The organism is Silvibacterium dinghuense, from assembly GCF_004123295.1.
Classification (GTDB): Bacteria; Acidobacteriota; Terriglobia; order Terriglobales; family Acidobacteriaceae; genus Silvibacterium; species Silvibacterium dinghuense.
In genome coordinates this window covers 215,496-232,919 of the sequence record NZ_SDMK01000002.1, presented here as the reverse complement: position 1 = coordinate 232,919, position 17,424 = coordinate 215,496, and the positions used below count along the sequence as shown (strand labels likewise).

The 17,424-nt window shown below is 62.1% G+C and carries 16 protein-coding genes and 1 tRNA gene; 2 read left to right on the top strand and 15 right to left on the bottom strand.

Annotated features, from left to right (window positions below; translation table 11 throughout):
- Window positions 1–22: 22 nt before the first annotated feature.
- Both ESZ00_RS10240 and ESZ00_RS10235 read right to left on the bottom strand, forming a co-directional pair.
- A tRNA-Val gene (locus tag ESZ00_RS10240) sits at window positions 23–99 on the bottom strand.
- 89 nt (window positions 100–188) lie between these two features.
- Window positions 189–407 (bottom strand): hypothetical protein, encoded by a 219-nt coding sequence (locus tag ESZ00_RS10235; protein WP_129208169.1) that lies wholly within the window; start codon window positions 405–407, stop codon window positions 189–191.
- Between the two features lie 143 nt (window positions 408–550).
- On the opposite strand from ESZ00_RS10235, the gene ESZ00_RS10230 reads away from it, so the two are divergent.
- A complete protein-coding gene (locus tag ESZ00_RS10230; RefSeq protein WP_129208168.1) occupies window positions 551–1,411 on the top strand; it encodes a ChbG/HpnK family deacetylase in 861 nt (286 codons plus the stop codon).
- On the opposite strand, the gene ESZ00_RS10225 is transcribed toward ESZ00_RS10230, so the two are convergent.
- The 13 genes from ESZ00_RS10225 to ESZ00_RS10165 all read right to left on the bottom strand — a co-directional run bounded on the left by ESZ00_RS10225 (window position 1,408) and on the right by ESZ00_RS10165 (window position 14,598).
- A complete protein-coding gene (locus tag ESZ00_RS10225) occupies window positions 1,408–1,908 on the bottom strand; it encodes a chemotaxis protein CheX (protein ID WP_129208167.1) in 501 nt (166 codons plus the stop codon). The two genes, ESZ00_RS10230 and ESZ00_RS10225, sit on opposite strands and share 4 nt — an antisense overlap.
- A gap of 23 nt (window positions 1,909–1,931) precedes the next feature.
- Complete coding sequence (locus ESZ00_RS10220; RefSeq protein ID WP_129208166.1) at window positions 1,932–2,795, bottom strand: CheR family methyltransferase; 864 nt, start codon at window positions 2,793–2,795, stop codon at window positions 1,932–1,934.
- Complete coding sequence (locus tag ESZ00_RS10215; RefSeq protein ID WP_129208165.1) at window positions 2,792–3,922, bottom strand: protein-glutamate methylesterase/protein-glutamine glutaminase; 1,131 nt, start codon at window positions 3,920–3,922, stop codon at window positions 2,792–2,794. The genes ESZ00_RS10220 and ESZ00_RS10215 overlap by 4 nt, the downstream gene beginning before the upstream one ends.
- A 5-nt stretch (window positions 3,923–3,927) precedes the next feature.
- On the bottom strand, window positions 3,928–4,302 hold the full coding sequence (locus ESZ00_RS10210) for a response regulator (RefSeq protein ID WP_129208164.1): 375 nt from the start codon (window positions 4,300–4,302) through the stop codon (window positions 3,928–3,930).
- Window positions 4,303–4,333: 31 nt separating this feature from the next.
- Entirely contained in the window at window positions 4,334–6,232 is a 1,899-nt protein-coding gene (locus tag ESZ00_RS10205) for a methyl-accepting chemotaxis protein (protein WP_129208163.1), read from the bottom strand.
- A gap of 103 nt (window positions 6,233–6,335) precedes the next feature.
- Window positions 6,336–6,803: a chemotaxis protein CheW gene (locus ESZ00_RS10200; protein WP_204520198.1), complete on the bottom strand. Its 468-nt coding sequence runs from the start codon at window positions 6,801–6,803 to the stop codon at window positions 6,336–6,338.
- 24 nt (window positions 6,804–6,827) lie between these two features.
- A complete protein-coding gene (locus tag ESZ00_RS10195; RefSeq protein WP_129208161.1) occupies window positions 6,828–9,581 on the bottom strand; it encodes a chemotaxis protein CheW in 2,754 nt (917 codons plus the stop codon).
- A gap of 124 nt (window positions 9,582–9,705) precedes the next feature.
- Window positions 9,706–10,257: a chemotaxis protein CheX gene (locus tag ESZ00_RS10190; protein WP_129208160.1), complete on the bottom strand. Its 552-nt coding sequence runs from the start codon at window positions 10,255–10,257 to the stop codon at window positions 9,706–9,708.
- Window positions 10,258–10,276: 19 nt separating this feature from the next.
- A complete protein-coding gene (locus tag ESZ00_RS10185) occupies window positions 10,277–10,660 on the bottom strand; it encodes a response regulator (protein ID WP_204520197.1) in 384 nt (127 codons plus the stop codon).
- Between the two features lie 223 nt (window positions 10,661–10,883).
- Window positions 10,884–12,779, bottom strand: a complete 1,896-nt coding sequence (locus ESZ00_RS10180; protein ID WP_129208159.1) for an ABC transporter ATP-binding protein — start codon at window positions 12,777–12,779, stop codon at window positions 10,884–10,886.
- Window positions 12,780–12,787: 8 nt separating this feature from the next.
- The gene (locus ESZ00_RS10175) at window positions 12,788–13,162 is read right to left on the bottom strand and encodes a hypothetical protein (RefSeq protein ID WP_129208158.1); all 375 of its coding nucleotides are present in this window, start codon (window positions 13,160–13,162) and stop codon (window positions 12,788–12,790) included.
- Between the two features lie 49 nt (window positions 13,163–13,211).
- Complete coding sequence (locus ESZ00_RS10170; protein ID WP_129208157.1) at window positions 13,212–13,706, bottom strand: gluconokinase; 495 nt, start codon at window positions 13,704–13,706, stop codon at window positions 13,212–13,214.
- A gap of 19 nt (window positions 13,707–13,725) precedes the next feature.
- Window positions 13,726–14,598, bottom strand: a complete 873-nt coding sequence (locus ESZ00_RS10165) for an SCO family protein (protein WP_129208156.1) — start codon at window positions 14,596–14,598, stop codon at window positions 13,726–13,728.
- A 51-nt stretch (window positions 14,599–14,649) separates the two neighbouring features.
- Between ESZ00_RS10165 and ESZ00_RS10160 the strand changes: the two genes are divergently transcribed.
- On the top strand, window positions 14,650–17,424 hold the full coding sequence (locus tag ESZ00_RS10160; RefSeq protein WP_164981453.1) for a PD-(D/E)XK nuclease family protein: 2,775 nt from the start codon (window positions 14,650–14,652) through the stop codon (window positions 17,422–17,424).

Below are 17,424 nucleotides of genomic sequence, written 5' to 3'. Positions count from 1 at the left end.
AGCGCGGCAGATACGAATTCGATGGTGGGCAGTGCAGGATTCGAACCTGCGACCCCTTGCTTGTAAGGCAAGTGCTCTAACCAGCTGAGCTAACCGCCCGGGCATTCCGGTCTGCGCTTTCTATACCGTCACTTTCCTATCTGTGCCGGAGTTCAGCGCTCTTTGTTTCTTCATCATAACAGCAACTGTTACTTGCTTCCTCTACCTGCACCGAAATGCATAAGATTCTGAAACTGCTGCGTCTTCTCACTCGCCGAAACAGCGGAAATACTCCGGTTGAACTTCCCCATCTCATGGAGCTCAAGCAGACGCTGCCTGGAGTAGAGAACAGCCAGATACCCTACCACCGCCAGATTGACTGCCAGCCAGTACACCGCCACGTGCATCATCAGACCGATCCCCGCCATCTCTCCGCCCTCACCACTTCCATGCTCCACTGCTCAACGACATGGGGAAGTTTAGGGAAATTGCACCATACCTGGCATCCCCCATCTGTGTTAATCGGTACCTGCCAGGGGTGTTAGTCCATCGATTGTTAGACTAGGCAAGCGTGCCTCGTCTCATCATCAATGCCGATGATTTCGGCCTCACTCCCGGGATCAATCAATCCGTGCTCGAGCTCTCTGCCGCCAGAGCGCTCACCTCCGCGACACTCATGGCCACGGCGCCGCATTTTGCCCCTGCGGCCGCGGAAAGCTCTCCACAGCGGGGACACCTCCTCGGCGTCGGCTGCCACGTGGTGCTGGTCGACGGGGAGTCGGCGCTGCCCGCCGGCGAAACGCCCGCTCTGGCTCCAAACGGGCAGTTTCGTCCCACCCTTGGAGCCTTCCTTTCGCAGTTGTTGCGTGGAGCGATCTCCGAAGCCGAGATCGAACTCGAAGCGGTATCGCAGATCCGCCATCTGCAGGCTGCCGGCGTTCCGGTTACGCATGTGGATACTCACAAGCACACGCATATGTTTATCCGGGTGCTCCGTCCCCTGCTGCGCGCTGCCCGGGCCTGCGGGATTCGCGCCATCCGCAACCCCTTTGAGCCGGAGTGGTCCATTGCCGCAACCCATGACGCACCCGCCCTGCGCAAGCTCCAGGTGGCCCTGCTGCGCACCCGCCGCAGGCGCTTCCTGCAGATGGTTGCCGATGCCGGCCTGGCGACCACGGATGGCTCTCTCGGCGTTCTGGCTACCGGAACGCTTAACACGGCAACCCTTGAGAGCATTCTCCACGCCATGCCGGAGGGAACGTGGGAGCTGGTCACGCATCCGGCCTATTACGATATGGCCCTGGATACGGTGGCTACCCGCCTGCGGGCCTCGCGGCCTATCGAGCATGCGGCTCTGCTGGAGGCCGTGCCCCGGATAACCGCCGGAATGCCCTCTCTCGAGCTGCTGCACTTCGGCCAGATATCCCCCTAAGCGAAGCCTGCTGAGCTTCCATGCGCGATGGCAGGCTCGCATCGCGAAAAAGCCATCCGGATCACGCCGATCTCGCAGCTCAGCACAATCCCGCGCTCTTCCCTGCAACGGTCCTCGCTGCACCCGATGCTCTGCGGCTTCCGCGATCTCTCCATCGTCTCCGGGATCGTCAGTTCGGTATCTGCCGGAAGCAGGCACTTCAGGTTGCCGGCAATCGTATTCAGCAGCTCTCCAATCACGTCCTGCACATCGGACTCGCTGATCTCTTCCATCGGCCGCATCAGCATGGCATTCGCCAGCACCTCGGCCAGGCCGCGCGAGCATTCGAGAGAGAAACGCCCTTCCCAATCATGGAGAAACCGCACTTCGCTGCACACATCGGTCGCTGTCGGCGTCCATCCTGTCTCCGCCGGGTCCATCCACACATCGCATATCTGCAGAATGGCCTGCTGTGCCATCGCAATCTGCTCATCCCGGAACATCTCGACTGCCTGCATCTCCGCACTCCCGCGCTGTATGTTCACTTCGCTGCGTAAAAGGTGGCTCCGCCCATGGATTCACTGGTGAAGCCATTGTGCAGATTGATCATCGTCTCCGCGCAGCCGAGCACAAGGACGCCCGTTCTGCGCAGAACATGCTGGATGTTGTTCAGAATCGCCCGCTTGGTTTCCACGTCGAAGTAGATGAGAACGTTCCGGCACAGGACGAGGTCGAAGGGGCCATGATTCCGTATCCTCTGGCGGAGATCGAGTGGCTCGAAGGTGACCATGCGGCGCACCCGCTCCTGGATCTCCCACTCCATGCCGGCCTGCCGGAAATATTTCAGCAGGTAGGCGGCCGGAAGCCCGCGATTGACTTCGAGCTGCAGGTATCGCCCCTTGCGTGCGCGCTCCAGCACCTGCTCGGAGAGATCCGTCCCGAGAATCTGCACCTCGGAAGGATCGACTCCCAGTTCGAGCAGCATCATCGCCACGCTGTAGGCCTCCTGGCCCGTCGAAGCAGCGGCCGACCAGATCGTCAGCTTTCGCCCTGCCTGGCGCCCGGCAAGCAGCCTGGGCAGCACATGCTTCTTCAGGGCATCGAAGGCTACGACATCGCGGAAGAACAGGGTCTCGTTCGTCGTCATCGCTTCGACGACACGACGCGAAAGCAGCGATGTGGTATTTCCGCGTATGTGCTGGCAAAGCTCATCGAGCGACTGCAGCCGCTCCACGCGCACTATGGGCATCAGACGCGAGTCGATAAGGTAATCCTTCGAAGCATCGATCACGATGCCGGAAGCGGCATAGAGATGGCGCTGTAGAAAACTGTAGTTCTCCTTCGAAATAGCCACACGAGGAGCAGGTGCCGGTTTGGTTTCGACCTGTTGGCGGGACTCGATCATGCCAGCCTTGCCTTCGCCAACAGCGCATCGGCGATCGCATGCAAATCCAGGACCTGGTTTGCGAGACCTGCCTCCACCACCGCTCCAGGCATGCCCCAGACCACGCTCGATGCACTGTCCTGCGCGATGACATAGCCTCCGTGCCTGCGCACCTTCTCCACGCCCAGGCGGCCATCCTGCCCCATGCCGGTCAGGATCGCGGCCACCACATCGCCACCGAAGACCTCGGTGACCGAGCGCATCATCACGTCGACCGCAGGGCGGCAGGAGTTCTCCGGAGGACCCTGGTCGAGCGTGATGACTGTACGTCCTTCCCGCGAGACGACACGCATGTGAAAGTCTCCCGGAGCGATATAAACGCAGCCGGGCAGAACCTCTTCGCCCTCCCGCGCCTCCATGACCTTGAGCGCGCAGCGGGCATTCAGACGGTCGGCGAGAAACTGCGTAAAGAGCGGCGGCATATGCTGCGTAACCAGGATGGGCAGCGGAAAATTGCCCGGCAGTTGCTCCAACACCTCGCCAAGCGCGGCCGGACCTCCGGTTGAGAGTCCGATCGCCACCACGCGGTAATGGCGGGCGTGCTCGGATCGGCTGTCCGTCACCGGCGATGCGCTTCGCACAGAAGCAGGCGATGGCTGCATCCTCGTTCTTACCGGCGAGGCCGCTCCGGCAACTCCGCAAAGCTGCTTCAGCCGCGGCACCAGCAGATCGCGCAGCCGGGCTTCCGCCTCGTCCATGCGCCCGCTGTTGGAGGGCTTGGGGACATAGTCGCTGGCGCCGCGCAGCAGCGAATCGATCGTCGCCCGCGCTCCACGCTCGGTCAGGGTGCTGAACATGATCACGCGGATTGCGGGAAAATCCCGTTGCAGGTGACGCAGCGTCTCCAGCCCATCCATCTGCGGCATTTCGATATCGAGGGTCATCGCGTCGGGACGCAGCTGCGCCGCCTTCTCCAGCGCAATGACTCCATTGACCGCCGTGCCCACCACCTCAATGGCCGGGTCGCTCTCAAGCACGCGGCTGACCAGGTGCCGGATGACGATCGAATCGTCGACCACGAGAACCCGTATTCTGCGACCGGCGCTGCTGCGCGGCGGTAATGCCGTTTGTAATCCGCTCTCTGCCATGGGCCTCAATCCATTACGTGCAGCAGCTGCAGCTTTTCGAGGATCACCTCTTCGGTGAAGGGCTTGGTGACGTACTCGCTCACCCCGGCCCCGAGTGCTGTCTGCATCCGCTCAAAGTGTGTTTCGCTGGTGATCATCATCACCGGGGTTGCCGCAAAACGGCTCTCTGCGCGGAGTGCCCGCACGAAATCGAGCCCATTCATCTCCGGCATGTTCCAGTCCGCACAGACCAGAGCGACCGGACGCGCCTCGGTCAGAAGCATGGCCATGCCATCGCGTCCGTTTTCTGCCTGTACGACCTCGAAGCCGGCTCGCTGCAGAATGCGAGAAAGGATGCCGCGCACCGCGCGCGAGTCGTCTGCCACCAATGCGAGTTTCATCGCTCCTCTGTCTTCCGCAGCACCACCCTCTTCAAATACGGAAGGCATCGACCAGGCTCCGCAGCCGCGCCGCCATCTCGGTGAGCGAATGCGCCGCCGCCTGCGTATCCCGGGCTCCGCTGGTGGTGTGCGTCGCCGTCTCGGCCACCCGCGCGATGCTGCGCGCAATATCGTTGGTGCCGCGCGCCGCCTCGGTCACGTTGCGGCCGATCTCATTGGTCGTGGCCGTCTGCTCTTCGACCGCCGAAGCGATGGTGTTCGAGATGTCGTTGACCTGGTTGATGACCTCGCCGACCTGCGCGATGGCGGTCACCGCAGCCTTCGTATCAGTCTGGATGGTCTCGATCTTCCGTCCGATCTCCTCGGTCGCGCGCGCCGTCTCCTTGGCCAGCTCCTTCACCTCGTTGGCTACCACGGCAAACCCCTTGCCTGCTTCGCCGGCGCGTGCCGCTTCGATCGTTGCATTGAGTGCCAGCAGGTTCGTCTGCTGGGCAATGGAGGTGATCACCTTGATGACTTTGCCGATTTCGAGGCTCGACGCCCCCAGCTGCCCGATGGTCTGGTTCGTGGAATCGGCCAGCGACACCGCGGATTTCGCGACGCGCGAAGCCTCGGTCGCACTCTTCGAGATCTCGCGGATCGAAGCCAGCATTTCCTCCGAGCTTGAAGCCACCATGCCCACGTTTGCGGATACCAACTCACTGCCGGAAGAGGCCGTTGTCGCCTGCTCAGCGGTCTCACCCGCGCTCTGCGTCAACTGCTGGCTGATGGCCGAAAGCTGCTCGGAAGAAGCGGCCAACGCCACGGCCGTATCCTGAAGCCCTTTCATGTTCCCGCGCAGATCGCCGAAGAAGCGCTTCAGACCTTCGCCAATCTGGCCAACCGGATCGCTGCCGACAACGGTAATCTCCTGTGTCAGATCACCCCTGGCCGCTGCCGATACCACCTCGACAATGCCTGCGACCTTCTGCCGAAGCTCAGCTGCCTCGCGCTGGTCTTCCTCCGCGCGCGACGTCATGGCATCGCGCATTTTCACCTGCTCGGTGACATCGGTAGCAAATTTCACTACCTTGAAGGGCTTGCCATTCACGTCGAGGATCGGATTGTAAGCGCCTTGAATCCATACCTCGCGGCCATCCTTGCTCACCCTCCGGAATTCGCCGCTTTGATACTCTCCATGCCGCAGTCCATCCCAGAATTCGGTGTATTCGCGGCTGCCTCGATCTTCGGGAAACATGAAGATCGCATGCTTTTTTCCGATGACCTCTTCCTCTGTGTAGCCCATCAGGCGCAGGAAGTTCTTGTTGGCGCTCTTGATCGTCCCATCCATCTCGAAGGAGATCAGTGCCCAGGATTTGTCGATAGCCTTCAGCTGCCCGGCAAGATCGTTATTGTCGATCTCTTTCTCGCGTTCACGGCTCACATCCTGCCATTCGAGCGAATAGCCGTCGAGATTCCCGGCCTCGTCAAAATATCCGCTCACCTGCAGGTGAAAGGTCACCGAGCCCACGTGAATATCCGTCTCGTAAGGCAGGTTTTCCGGATTCGAGAGCAGGCGGCGCTGATGGCTTGGATCGCGATGGAAGCGATCGATCGAAGAACCCACAATCTGTTCCGCAGTAAATCCCGGATAGACCTGCTGAAAGACTGCGAGATGACTCGCAATCATCTTGCGCGTGCCCTTGTTGGCATAAACGATGGTGAAGTTCTTATCCACCAGCATCACCGGCGTCAGCAGCGATTCGAGAGAGCGCTCGAAGCTGGATGCATGCGGTTTCTGGCCGGGCTTCGCCGGGCTTTTCACCGTGCTCTTCGCCGCGTGCGTCTCATGATTCTTCCCCGTTGCCTTGCTGGCCGTCTTGCCTGCCCGCGGCGTCTTGGCCATGACCGGAGGCATCGTCACTACATGCTTCACCACACCTGTCGCCATCGCTTCTCCCCATTCCTTTTCATGATTCGCTTTTCCTGCGTGGACACTGCCTGCCGCCGCTACAGCCCTGGCCTGCTTTGCGCACGCATGTTTGTTCTCCGGCTCAGCGGCACGCTTTTTCCAACAGCTTCTCCGTGTTGAGCACCAGGAGCAGATGGTTGTCGAGGTTGTATACGCCGTCGATCAGCTCCCGCCGCATCTCCGGCATGTTGTCCGGCACTGGAGCGAAGGCCTCGACCGGCACATCCAGCACGTCCCCGATATCGTCCACCAGCAGGCTCACCCCACCTTCCTCCGAGCGAAGAATGATGCTGCGCATCGCCTGCTCCTCCGGAGCAGCCTCAAGACCTAGGCTCATACGCGTGTCCACCGACATCACGATCTGTCCACGCAGATTGATCAGCCCGCGGATCGCCGGCGCGGCCAGCGGCACATCGGTCATCTCCTGCGGGCGCATCACCTCGCGCACCTTCTCCACGGCGATGCCCAGCAGGCATTCCCCTACCTTCACGGTGGCGAACTGCCGTGTGCCCGCGGCGCCTGCGTCTCTCCTCACCAGTCCTCTGTTCACGCGCTCCAAACTCTGCATCGTCCCTTACCTTGCCCCGGCCAGAGCCAGTTCCGGCTCCGGCGTTTGGGTGCTGAACACCTCGCCCAGCCGCTCGAGCAACTGCTCCCGCCCATCGGCAAAAAGCGTCCAGGCATCGGCCTGTGCCTGCACTTCGGCTCCATTGATTTCCCCTTCTCCGACAAGCGCGATCAACGGCATCTCGCGGAGCTGCGGCTGCTCCCGCATGCCCTCGAGCAGCATGCGTCCCTCTCCATGGCCAAGATCCGATGCCGTGACCACCGCATCGGTGCCGCCCCGGGCCAGCCGCGCTACTCCCTCCGGCACCGAAGCCACCGCCTGTACCCGGTAACCAGCAAGCTCGAGAGCATTGCGCAGCATCTCACGCGGCGCCAGCGCCGGAACCACCACTAACAGCGAACCCTGTCCATGCGCCTGCGCCGGAGCCTGGTTCCAGTCCTCGCCCACTAGCCGGCCCAGCGCGTGCAGGTCGATGAAGTCGGTGAGCGCACCGCCGATCAGCGCCGAACCCAGCAGCCCGGGCACGCTGCTTGGCCGCGCCGCGCCGATTGCGTCCTCGACCACATCGAGAATCCTGTCCACCACCAGTCCCAGGCTGCGGGCGCCATTGCTGCACACGATCACCAGGATCGGTTCGCTCTCCCGTCCTGCCCGCCGCTCCGAGGAATGTCCGCCGCCCAGCGCGCTTTCGAGAAAAGCCAGAGGAAGGATCTGTCCGCGATAATGCAGGACTTCCGCGCCGGAGGCCCGTTCCACGCGCGCCGCGGCAAACTCCTCGAGGCGCGAGACCAGGCTGAGCGGTACCGCCAGCCGCGTAAAGCTCCCGGCAGCAAAGAGCAGCAGACGCTGCGATTCACGCCCTCCGTCCACACCCTGCTCCTGAGCCATGACCAGTGCATCCTTCTGCTTCGCGCCAAAGCCGGCCAGCCGCGCAATGCCTGCCGCATCCAGAATCAATGCCACCTTGCCATCGCCCATGATGGTCGCGCCGACATAGCAATTCAGCCCCTTCAGCTCCTTGCCCAGCGGCTTCACCACGATCTCCTGTGTATCGCTGATGTGATCGACTACCAGGCCGAACTGCCTGTCTTCCACCTGCAGTACGACGATGTTGCGCACCTCTTCGTCGCTCTCCGTCGGTACGCCGGGCGGCAGATGCAGCACGGTATGCAGCGAGATGACCGGGAGCAGGTGTCCGCGATGGCGATAGACCTCGGTGCCGTGCACGCTCTGGAACTGCGTGCGTACCTCTTCGCCCTCGATCCGGATCAGCTCGAGCAGATTGGCCTGCGGAATGATGAAGCGATGGCGGCGCGACTCGCCCTCCCGCCCGGCAACACGGCAGTTCGCCGCAACCACCAGCCCGGGAATGATGGCCAGCGTCAGGGGAATCTTGATGCGCACGGTCATGCCTTGATGGAAAGTGCTGAAGATATCCACCGAGCCGCCGGTCTTTTCGATCTTCGTCTTCACCACGTCCATGCCTACGCCGCGGCCGGAGATGTTGGTGACCTTTTCCGCAGTCGAAAATCCAGGCAGGAAGATCAGCTGTGTCGCCTCGCGATCGCTCAGCGCGGCGATGCGTTCCGGCGGCAGCAATCCCTTGTCGCGAGCCTTGGCCTTCACTTTTTCCGGGTCGATCCCACCGCCGTCATCGCTGATCTCGATGATGACGTGACCGCCCTCATGAAAGGCGCGGAGTTGAATCTTCCCCGCCGCGTTTTTTCCCCGCGCCACGCGCACCTCCGGCGATTCAATCCCGTGATCGCAGGAGTTGCGCACGATGTGGGTGAGCGGGTCCTTGATGGCTTCGATGATGGTCTTGTCCAGCTCCGTGTCGGCGCCGTCCATCTCGATCTGGATCTTCTTGCGGCACTCGGCAGCCAGATCGCGCACCACGCGGGGCAGCTTATTCCACACCACGCCGATGGGCTGCATGCGCATCTTCATCACGCCTTCCTGCAACTCGCTGGTGATGTGGTTCAGCCGCTGCGAGGCGCCGGTCAGCTGCGAGGTTGCTGCTACATCCTGAATGAGCTGATTGCGCGCCAGCACCAGCTCGCCTACCAGGTTCATTAACTTATCAAGCAGTTGCACATCCACGCGGATGGTCGAGTCCGAGAGGCTTGTTCCACCTCCGCCGGCCTCTTCTGCGCGTCCGCTGCTCCGCTCACCCTCTGCGGCGACAGGCGGTGCCGCCGTGCTGCGCACGACAGCCTGTCCATGACCAGGCTTGCTCTCTATCCCGTGCACCAGCTCTACCTGCACCGATGCCGCGGCCACCGGCACCAGGGCCGCATGCTCTTCCACCGGCTCCGCCGCCGCGGCCTGCGCAGCGGCCTCGGCCGACGCAGGCTCACCAGCAGAGGAAACCGCCTCACCGCGATAGGCAGACTCAAGACGCGCCACCAGCCCGGCATAGCTTTCACTTCCCTCTCCGCCGGTCGTCTCGATGTTCTCGAGAATCGCCTTGACCGCATCGACCGTTTCAAGAATCAGCGAGGCCAGAGGAGGGGTGAGCTCGCGCTGGCGATCGCGCAGCTGGCTCAGGATGTTCTCCGCTACATGCGTGATAGAACCGAGGCGGTCAAAGCCGAAGAAGCCCGAGGTTCCCTTGATGGTGTGCACGGTGCGGAAGACCTCGGCCAGCAGCCGCGCATCATCGGGCCGCTCCTCGAGCTCCACCAGATGGCTGTCCAGATGGGCAAGATTCTCATTGCTTTCGATCAGAAATTCTCGAACATCCTCGTCGTCGATCATGCGGTCTTCCGGTCTCTATGGCCTGTGGGCGCACTGTCTGGCCTGGGGGGAGACCAGCAGATTGGTTTGTGTCGCATTTATCGGTTTGAAGAACGCTGCACTTGAGGTAGTCCACCCGCGCAGCTTATTTCGCAGGCTCGCAGGAGAGGGTCCAGTACTGGCCCAGTGCGCCGCGCCGCTCCTCCATCTGGTTCAGGTAGAGGCGCACCCGCAAACGGCTCGCGTCGACGCCGATACGGAAGACCGCAATCCTCTCGCCCGAGGTGCGCATCTGCACATCGGTACCGCTGATAATCGTCGGCACGCTCAGCGCCATCGGCCCCACCAGTGGTTCGAGATCGGTCTTCATGCAGCCGAAGATGATGTTCGTCATCTCCGCGACTGCGTCCAGCGCCTCCGGGGTCAGCGTCTTCTCTTCGGTGCCCAGCATCAGGTTGGCCAGCGTACAGGCAAACTCAGGCGTGCACTCGAGCATCCCTGTCCCGCTCAGGCTTCCCACCCAGCCGATCACCCCGGCTACACAGCGCAGATCCTGTTCCACAGGCTGCCCATCGGCCTCCACATCCAGAACCGCGTCCACGCCGGCCATCGTCGCAAAGGCATGCGGCACCGCCTTGCGGATTGCCTCGCAGGCCAATTCTCCAGCCCTGGCGAGATCGAGTTTCTCTTCCGCCATTGAATTCCTCCCTTTGCCTTCAGGCCACGCCCGCGCCAAGACACTGCAACAGCTTCTGCTTCACTTCATCCGTGGTGAATGGCTTGTGGATATAGCCCTTGGCGCCCAGCTGCACGGCCTTCATCACGTTCTCCATGCCGCCTTCCGTGGTCACCATAAGCACCGGAATATCCTTCCACGCGCTGTTTTTCTGCTTTTCTTCGAGGAACTCCATCCCGTTCATGACCGGCATGTTCACGTCGCAGAGGATGAGCTGCACCGTATTCGCCTCGAGCACCTTCAGCGCCGCGCTGCCATCTCCGGCTTCGTGAATTTCGTTGACACCAAGGTTGCATTCCCCCAGCACCCGCCGCAGCATCTTGCGGATGACCATCGAATCGTCGATCAACAATACATTCAGCACACCTATCCTCCGCCCACCCGGATTTTTGCAGGCTCGTCACCATGCCCATTCCACGAGCGGGAACTTCCCGTTTATCGGCGCGATGCATTTGTGCTTGAACGGGACGCGCGTAACCGGCGTCAACCACTGGAGGTGTCCGATCCGCGTACATCGGATGCAGGATGCAAACAAAACAGGCCCGTCGCCGGGCCTGTTCTCTGTTCTTATCGATTGTGAGACTGCTCTACTTCGCTTCTTCCACTACGTCGCCCTCGCCGGGCGCGAGAAAGAGATTTGTCTCCAAACCATGCTGCCGCGTGTAGAGGTCGTAATAGCGCCCGCCAAGCTCGTAGAGGCTTGCGTGCGTCCCCCGCTCGACGATCTGCCCCTGTTCGATGACCAGGATCTGGTCGGCTTTGCGAATGGTGGAGAGGCGATGCGCGATGGTGAAGGTGGTGCGGCCTTCCATGAGAAAGGCGAGGCCTGCCTGAATCATCGCCTCCGACTCCGAATCGAGCGACGAAGTTGCCTCGTCGAGGATCAGGATGCGCGGATTGGCGAGGATTGCCCGCGCAATCGACAGCCGCTGCCGCTGGCCGCCTGAGAGCTTTACGCCGCGCTCGCCGACGATGGTGTCATAGCCTTCCGGAAAGCGCTCGGCGAACTCGTCTACCCTTGCGATCCTGCACGCGTTCAGAAACTGCTCTTCGGTCGCATCGGGATAAGAGAAGACCACATTCTCGCGAATAGTGCCGTCGAAGAGAAAGGACTCCTGCAGCACCACACCCAATTGCGCGCGATAGTCGTCCAGACGCACAGTCGCCAGATCGATGCCATCGATCAGCACGCGGCCGGAGTCAGGTTTATGGAAGGCGCATACCAAACTGATGATCGTTGATTTACCCGAACCCGATGAACCGACCAGCGCGGTCATCGTCCCCGGCTTGGCTTCGAATGAGATCCCATGCAGCACCGGCTTGTCCGTCTCGTAGGCAAAGCGCACGTCGTCGAAGGTCACGTTGCCCTCGATCGGTCCCAGCGCATGCACACGCTCAGGGTCGCTGAACTCGTCCTTTTCTGCCAGAATCTCCATCGTGCGATCGAGACCCGCCAGCGCTTCGGTGAGCTGCGTGCCGATATTCACGATCTGGAAGACCGGCGCAATCATAAAGGCCAGCAGCGCCGTGAACTGGAAGTAACCGCCCACCGTCATGCGATGGGTGAGCACTCCATGCCCACCAATGAGCATCACCAGCCCGCCCACGATACCCAGCACCGTTGTCGCTGCAAAGGACATCGTGCTGGTCGCTGTCAGCGAGCGCATCACGTTGTCGAGTAGGCGCTGCACGCCGCCGGCAAAGACCGTCGCCTCACGCTCCTCGGCATGGTAGCCCTTGATGACCCGTACGCCACCCAGCGACTCGGTCAGGCGGCCTGTCACTTCGGCGTTGATTTTGCCGCGCTCACGGAAGATCGGCCGGATCGTCTTAAAAGCCCGCTGCAGCACCAGCACGAAGGCTGCAATCACCGCGAAGACGATCAGCGTCATGCGCGCGTTGCTGATGAGCAGGTAGGTGAAAACCATCAATGCCGTCAGCATGCCGCCGACGAACTCCACCAGCCCCGTGCCGATGAGGTTGCGCACGCCTTCGACGTCGGTCATGATCCGCGAGACCAGCACGCCGGTACGGTTGCTGTCGTAGAAGCTCACCGACAGCCGCCCGATGTGCTGCTGCACCTGCTTGCGCAGGTCGGCGATCATCCGCTGCGCCGCCTTCGACAAGAGTTGCGTCAGAGAGAATGAGGTTGCGGCCTGAATCGCCGTTGCCGCAAAGATGGCTCCCACCAGCGGCAGCAGCCGCCCCGGATGCGGGCTCTTCGGATTCAGCACACCATCGATCAGGTACTTGGTTGAGATGGGCAGAATCAGGCCCGCCACGCGGTTCACCGCGACCAGCACCAGACCGAAGAGCAGCAGCCAGCGCCGCGGGCGAACCAGCTCCCAGACCTTGGGAAACGCCTTGCGCAGGTCCGGCTTCGCCTTCGGCTGCTCGCCTGCAGCGGCGCGGATCGTTCCCCGCCGTGACGTCGTTCTCTCTGCCTTCGACGCCAATCCTCCGCCCAGTCCGCCTCCGCGCATATGTCCCTCTACGCCCGCGCCCGGCGCGCGTTGATAAAGGAGCGCACGCACAGAAGTACGAAGATCAGCAGCAGCACCGCCATGGCCGCCTTTTCTTCCACGGCTGCCGGGAACAGGAACTGCCTGCCCTGCATCATCTCGATGTAGTCCACGATGCTTTTCGCCGTGCCCAGGAAACCGAGCAGACCGATCGTCACTGCGATGTGCATATGCAGCATCCGCTTCTTTGCATCATCGGAGTTGGCCAGCGCGCCGAAGATAGCCAGCAGCAGTCCGAAGCCAGCCGGAATCAGGGATGTCGGATAGTGGTGCCCGGTAATCAGAAAACTGAATATACCCAGGGCAATCAGAACCACGCCAAATGTAATTGTCAGCTTTGCCATATCTCTTTCCAGATCCCTTCTGTTTGCCGCAACGCGCGGTCTCGCTTCTCTATTTCCCGTTCAATGCAGCCAGCACGTGCCTGGCGATCTCCGGCTCCGCGCCTGTCGCATCCACGCGCAGCGCATCCTTCGGTTCTTCCAGTGTTGCCAGCTGGCTGTCCAGCAAGCCCGGATTCATGTAATGCCCCGTGCGGCTTGCAAGCCTGCGCGCAAGCTCTTCCTTCGGCACATCGAGCAGCACAAACCGTAAGGAGCCCGCCGGCAGGCCGCCCACCAGCGTATCGCGATAGGTCTGCTTCAGTGCCGAGCAGGTCATAATCCCACTCTTGCCTGCATCCTCCCAGCCCCTGAGCACGGCGTGCAGACTCTCGAGCCATGGCTGGCGGTCGGCATCCGTGAGGGGAATGCCTGCCCGCATCTTGGCCTTATTTGCATCGCTATGGTAGTTGTCGCCCTCGGCGTATTCCCAACCTGTCAGCACCTGCAGCTCTTTGGCTACCGTTGTCTTGCCCGATCCCATGACACCCATCAGTATTGCGATCATCTCTGCTCGTTCTCTTTCTCTACTTGTTCGCAGCCAGGTCGTTCACGTCGGCCAGAATCTGCTCCGGCGTCCAGTCATTCGTGCCATACCACTTATAAATCCGTCCGCCCGGTGTAATCACCGCGGTCGAAAGAGAATGCGTGATCGTCTTATCTTTCTCCGGTGTCACGCCGACGAGGAAAAACTGCAGCATCTTGTCCAGATCGTGCTGCTGCGGAGCGGCGAACTCCCAGTGGTCGAAGGTCTCCTGCGTATAACGCCCCGTGTAGGCGCCGCCGTAGCTGCGCAGCACCTTCGGAGTATCGTACTTCGGATCGAAGCTCACGCTCAGCAGGTGGGTCTTCGCATAAAGCGCAGGATTCTTTGCGAGCGCCTTATCCAGCTCGGCAAAGTTGCGGCTCATCCGCGGGCAATAATCCGCTAAAGGACACCGTGTGTAGATGAAGGTCAGCAGCACGATCTTGCCGTGGAGCTGCGCCAGATGGACCGTCTGCCCGTTCTCGTTCAGCAGCGCAAAATCCGGCACTTCATCGCCCGGCTGCGGCATGTGGTAGCTCACCTTGGGCACGTAGTCCAGCTTCTTCTGCCCCACGATCACGATCTCGTCGAGAAAATCGCTGTCCTCTCCGGCCAGCAGCGTTGCCGTGATCCTGTCCCCAGGATGCAGCTCCGAAATGATATTCGGCTGCTTCAGCTTGTAGGGCATGATCATCGCGTCCATGTAGCCCGGGATGGCCTCGGTGTCCACCGTTACCTCGCCCTTCGACGCATCCGTCGACACCACGACCCCGCGCACCGCATAGCGTTTCACCTGGCTCGCCGCCGGACCCTGTCCTGCGCCATGACACCCCACCACTCCGCACAGGCCAAGTACCGCCAGGAGAGCGAACATCCAAAGCAATCCACACCGTCTGCGATTCACCCCTCAGTTTACACTTGGCCCATGAGCCGGCTTTCCCCGGAACTGGAAGATGCACTGCGAGTCGGCACGCTTGTCGTTACCGCGAATCCCCGCGCCGCACGCTGGCTTCGCTACGAATACGCCATGCGCATGCGCGAGACAGGCCGCCAGGCCTGGAAGACCCCGCCCATCCACGACTGGAATGCCTGGCTGGATACGCTCGTTCGCGATCACGCACCCCCGGATGCCCCGCTCATCCTGACTCCGCTACAGGAAGAACAGCTCTGGCTCCGCGTCCAGCAGCAGGACGAAGAGCTCGCCGTCGTCTCACCCGCATCTCTGGGCAGCCTTGCCGCGGGTGCCTATGCTCTGCTCTCGAGCTACGAGGCCCATGCCTCCCGCAATTACTCATGGGACCAGCTCGACGCCGCGCACTTCCGGCAGTGGGCCGCGGCCTTCGATCACGAATGCGATACCCGCAACTGGCTGAGCGCCTCAAGGCTCGAATCCTGGCTCGCCGAAGTCATCAGCACATCCAACTTCCCTCTGCCTGAAGAAATTCTTCTTGTCGGCTTCGACCGCGTCACCCCGGCCCAGCGATCGCTGCTTGACGCTATTGCCCGACACAGCTCCCGCATCGCGCATCCCGCCTCACTCAAACGGCACCAGCAGCCACAGCTCATCCGCGCCGCCGATCTCCGAGAGGAAATAACACTCTGCGCGCAATGGCTTCGGCAACAGCTCGCGTCTTCTGGCGCTGGGGTTACGCCGCGCATCGGTGTCGTCACCCCGGCCCTCGAATCGGTCCGCCCGGAGATCGACCGCATCTTCCGGCAGATTCTTGCACCGGAGAGCAGCGACATCACCGCCCCGGCCCGCGGGCTGCCCTTCGAATTCTCACTCGGCCAGCCGCTCGCCTCGGTACCCATCATTCGTGCTGCGCTCCTGCTCCTACGCTGGCTTGTCGCCCCGCTCGCAGAAGAAGAGCTCACCTGGCTGCTGCTCTCCGGCTTTCTCACCACAAATGATGCGGAGACACTCACGGCCGCACGCCTCGACGCGGATCTCCGCGCAAACGCCTCGTTGTCGATGGAGATCGGGTTGTCCGGCTTCCTCGCCCGCATCCCCGAGCGGATGACTGCGGCACATCCTCTCGCGCTACGCATCGCTCAGCTTCGCACCGTTGCCGAGGCCAACGGAGTGAATAGCGAGGAACGGCATCCTCCCAGCCGTTGGGCTGAGATTGTCCCTCTGCTTCTCCGTCAGACCGGCTTCCCCGGAGGCCGCGCTGCCGACGCGGTTCGCTACCAGGCACTCGCCCGCTGGGATCGTCTCCTCGACGACCTGGCATTGCTCGACTATGACGGCCGCGAGCTCAGCTTCTTCGGCTTCCTCACCGTCCTCGAGCGCCATGCTACCGGGACGCTCTTCGCCCTTGAATCGCATGACGCCCCCGTCCAGGTTATGGGCGCCCTCGAAGCCTCTGGACAATCCTTCGATGCCCTCTGGTTCCTCGGACTTGACGACAGCAACTGGCCGCTGCGCGGGAGCACGCACCCGCTTCTGCCTCCTGCCGTACAGATCCATGCGGGCATGCCCCACGCCACGCCTGCACTCGATCTCGAGCTCTCGCGCGCCATCACACTCAGCCTCGCATCCAGCGCTCCCGCAGTCGTGTTCAGCTGTGCCCAGCGCAATCGCGACGGGGATCTGCGCCCCTCGCCACTGCTTGCCGCTGTCGCGCCGGAGCTTCGCTTTCTCACCGCATCCGAATGGCGTGCCGAGAACGCGCTCTCGCCCGTGGCGGCTGCACCATTCGTTGTTGAGGAAATCCCCGACCCCACCGGGATACTCCCCTGGCCCGTAGAACGCAGCGCCGGTGGCGCCGACGTTCTCCGCGACCAGGCAGCATGCCCCTTTCGCGCGTTTGCGACCCGCCGCCTCCACGCACGGGAGCTCAACCACAGCGAATGGGGGCTGACTGCAGCCGAACGCGGCAATCTCCTGCATACGGTTCTCGAGGCCATCTGGTCACCGGACCACGGCCGCCTTCACACTCTCAACGATCTTCTCGCTGTGCAACGCGAAAACCGATTGTCCGCGCTCGTCGAAGAGACCATCGCCGACGTCTTCCTCAAACACCCGTCTACCGCACCGTTCTATGCGCCGGACGAAGACGGATACATCCCCGACGAGTGGACCCGCGCTTATCTCGACAGCGAGCAGCGCCGCCTGACCCGCCAGCTCATCGACTGGCTCCGCTATGAGTCCACGCGCGCGCCGTTCGAGGTCATCGCCACCGAGGAGAAACTGATCGATGTGCATGTCGGAGATCTGCGGCTGAATCTGCGCGGTGACCGCGTCGATCAGCTCTCCGGCTATCGCAATCTGCTCATCGATTACAAGACCGGCCTCGTCTCCGTTGCCGACTGGCGCCCACCGCGCCCCGCCGATCCGCAGCTGCCGCTCTATGCCGCCTTCGGCAACATCGACGACATCTGCGGGGTCGTCTTCGCCCGCATCCGTGCCGGAGAAAGTGGCTTTCTCGGCCAGGTGGAAGATGCGAAATCGCTGCTCCTGCCGGATCTCGCCGCGACCTCCGCGCTGGTCAAGTACCCCTATACCGACGTCGTTCGCGAAGAGTGGACGACCGCGCTGCTCGATCTCGCTGCAGGCTTCCTGCGTGGCGATGCCATGGTCGACCCGAAGAACGGCGCCTCCACCTGCCAGCATTGCCCGCTGCCTACCCTTTGCCGCGTAGCTGAAACCCGCGTCCTCGCACAGCCTGAAGACAGCAACGACGGAGATCTCGAGTAG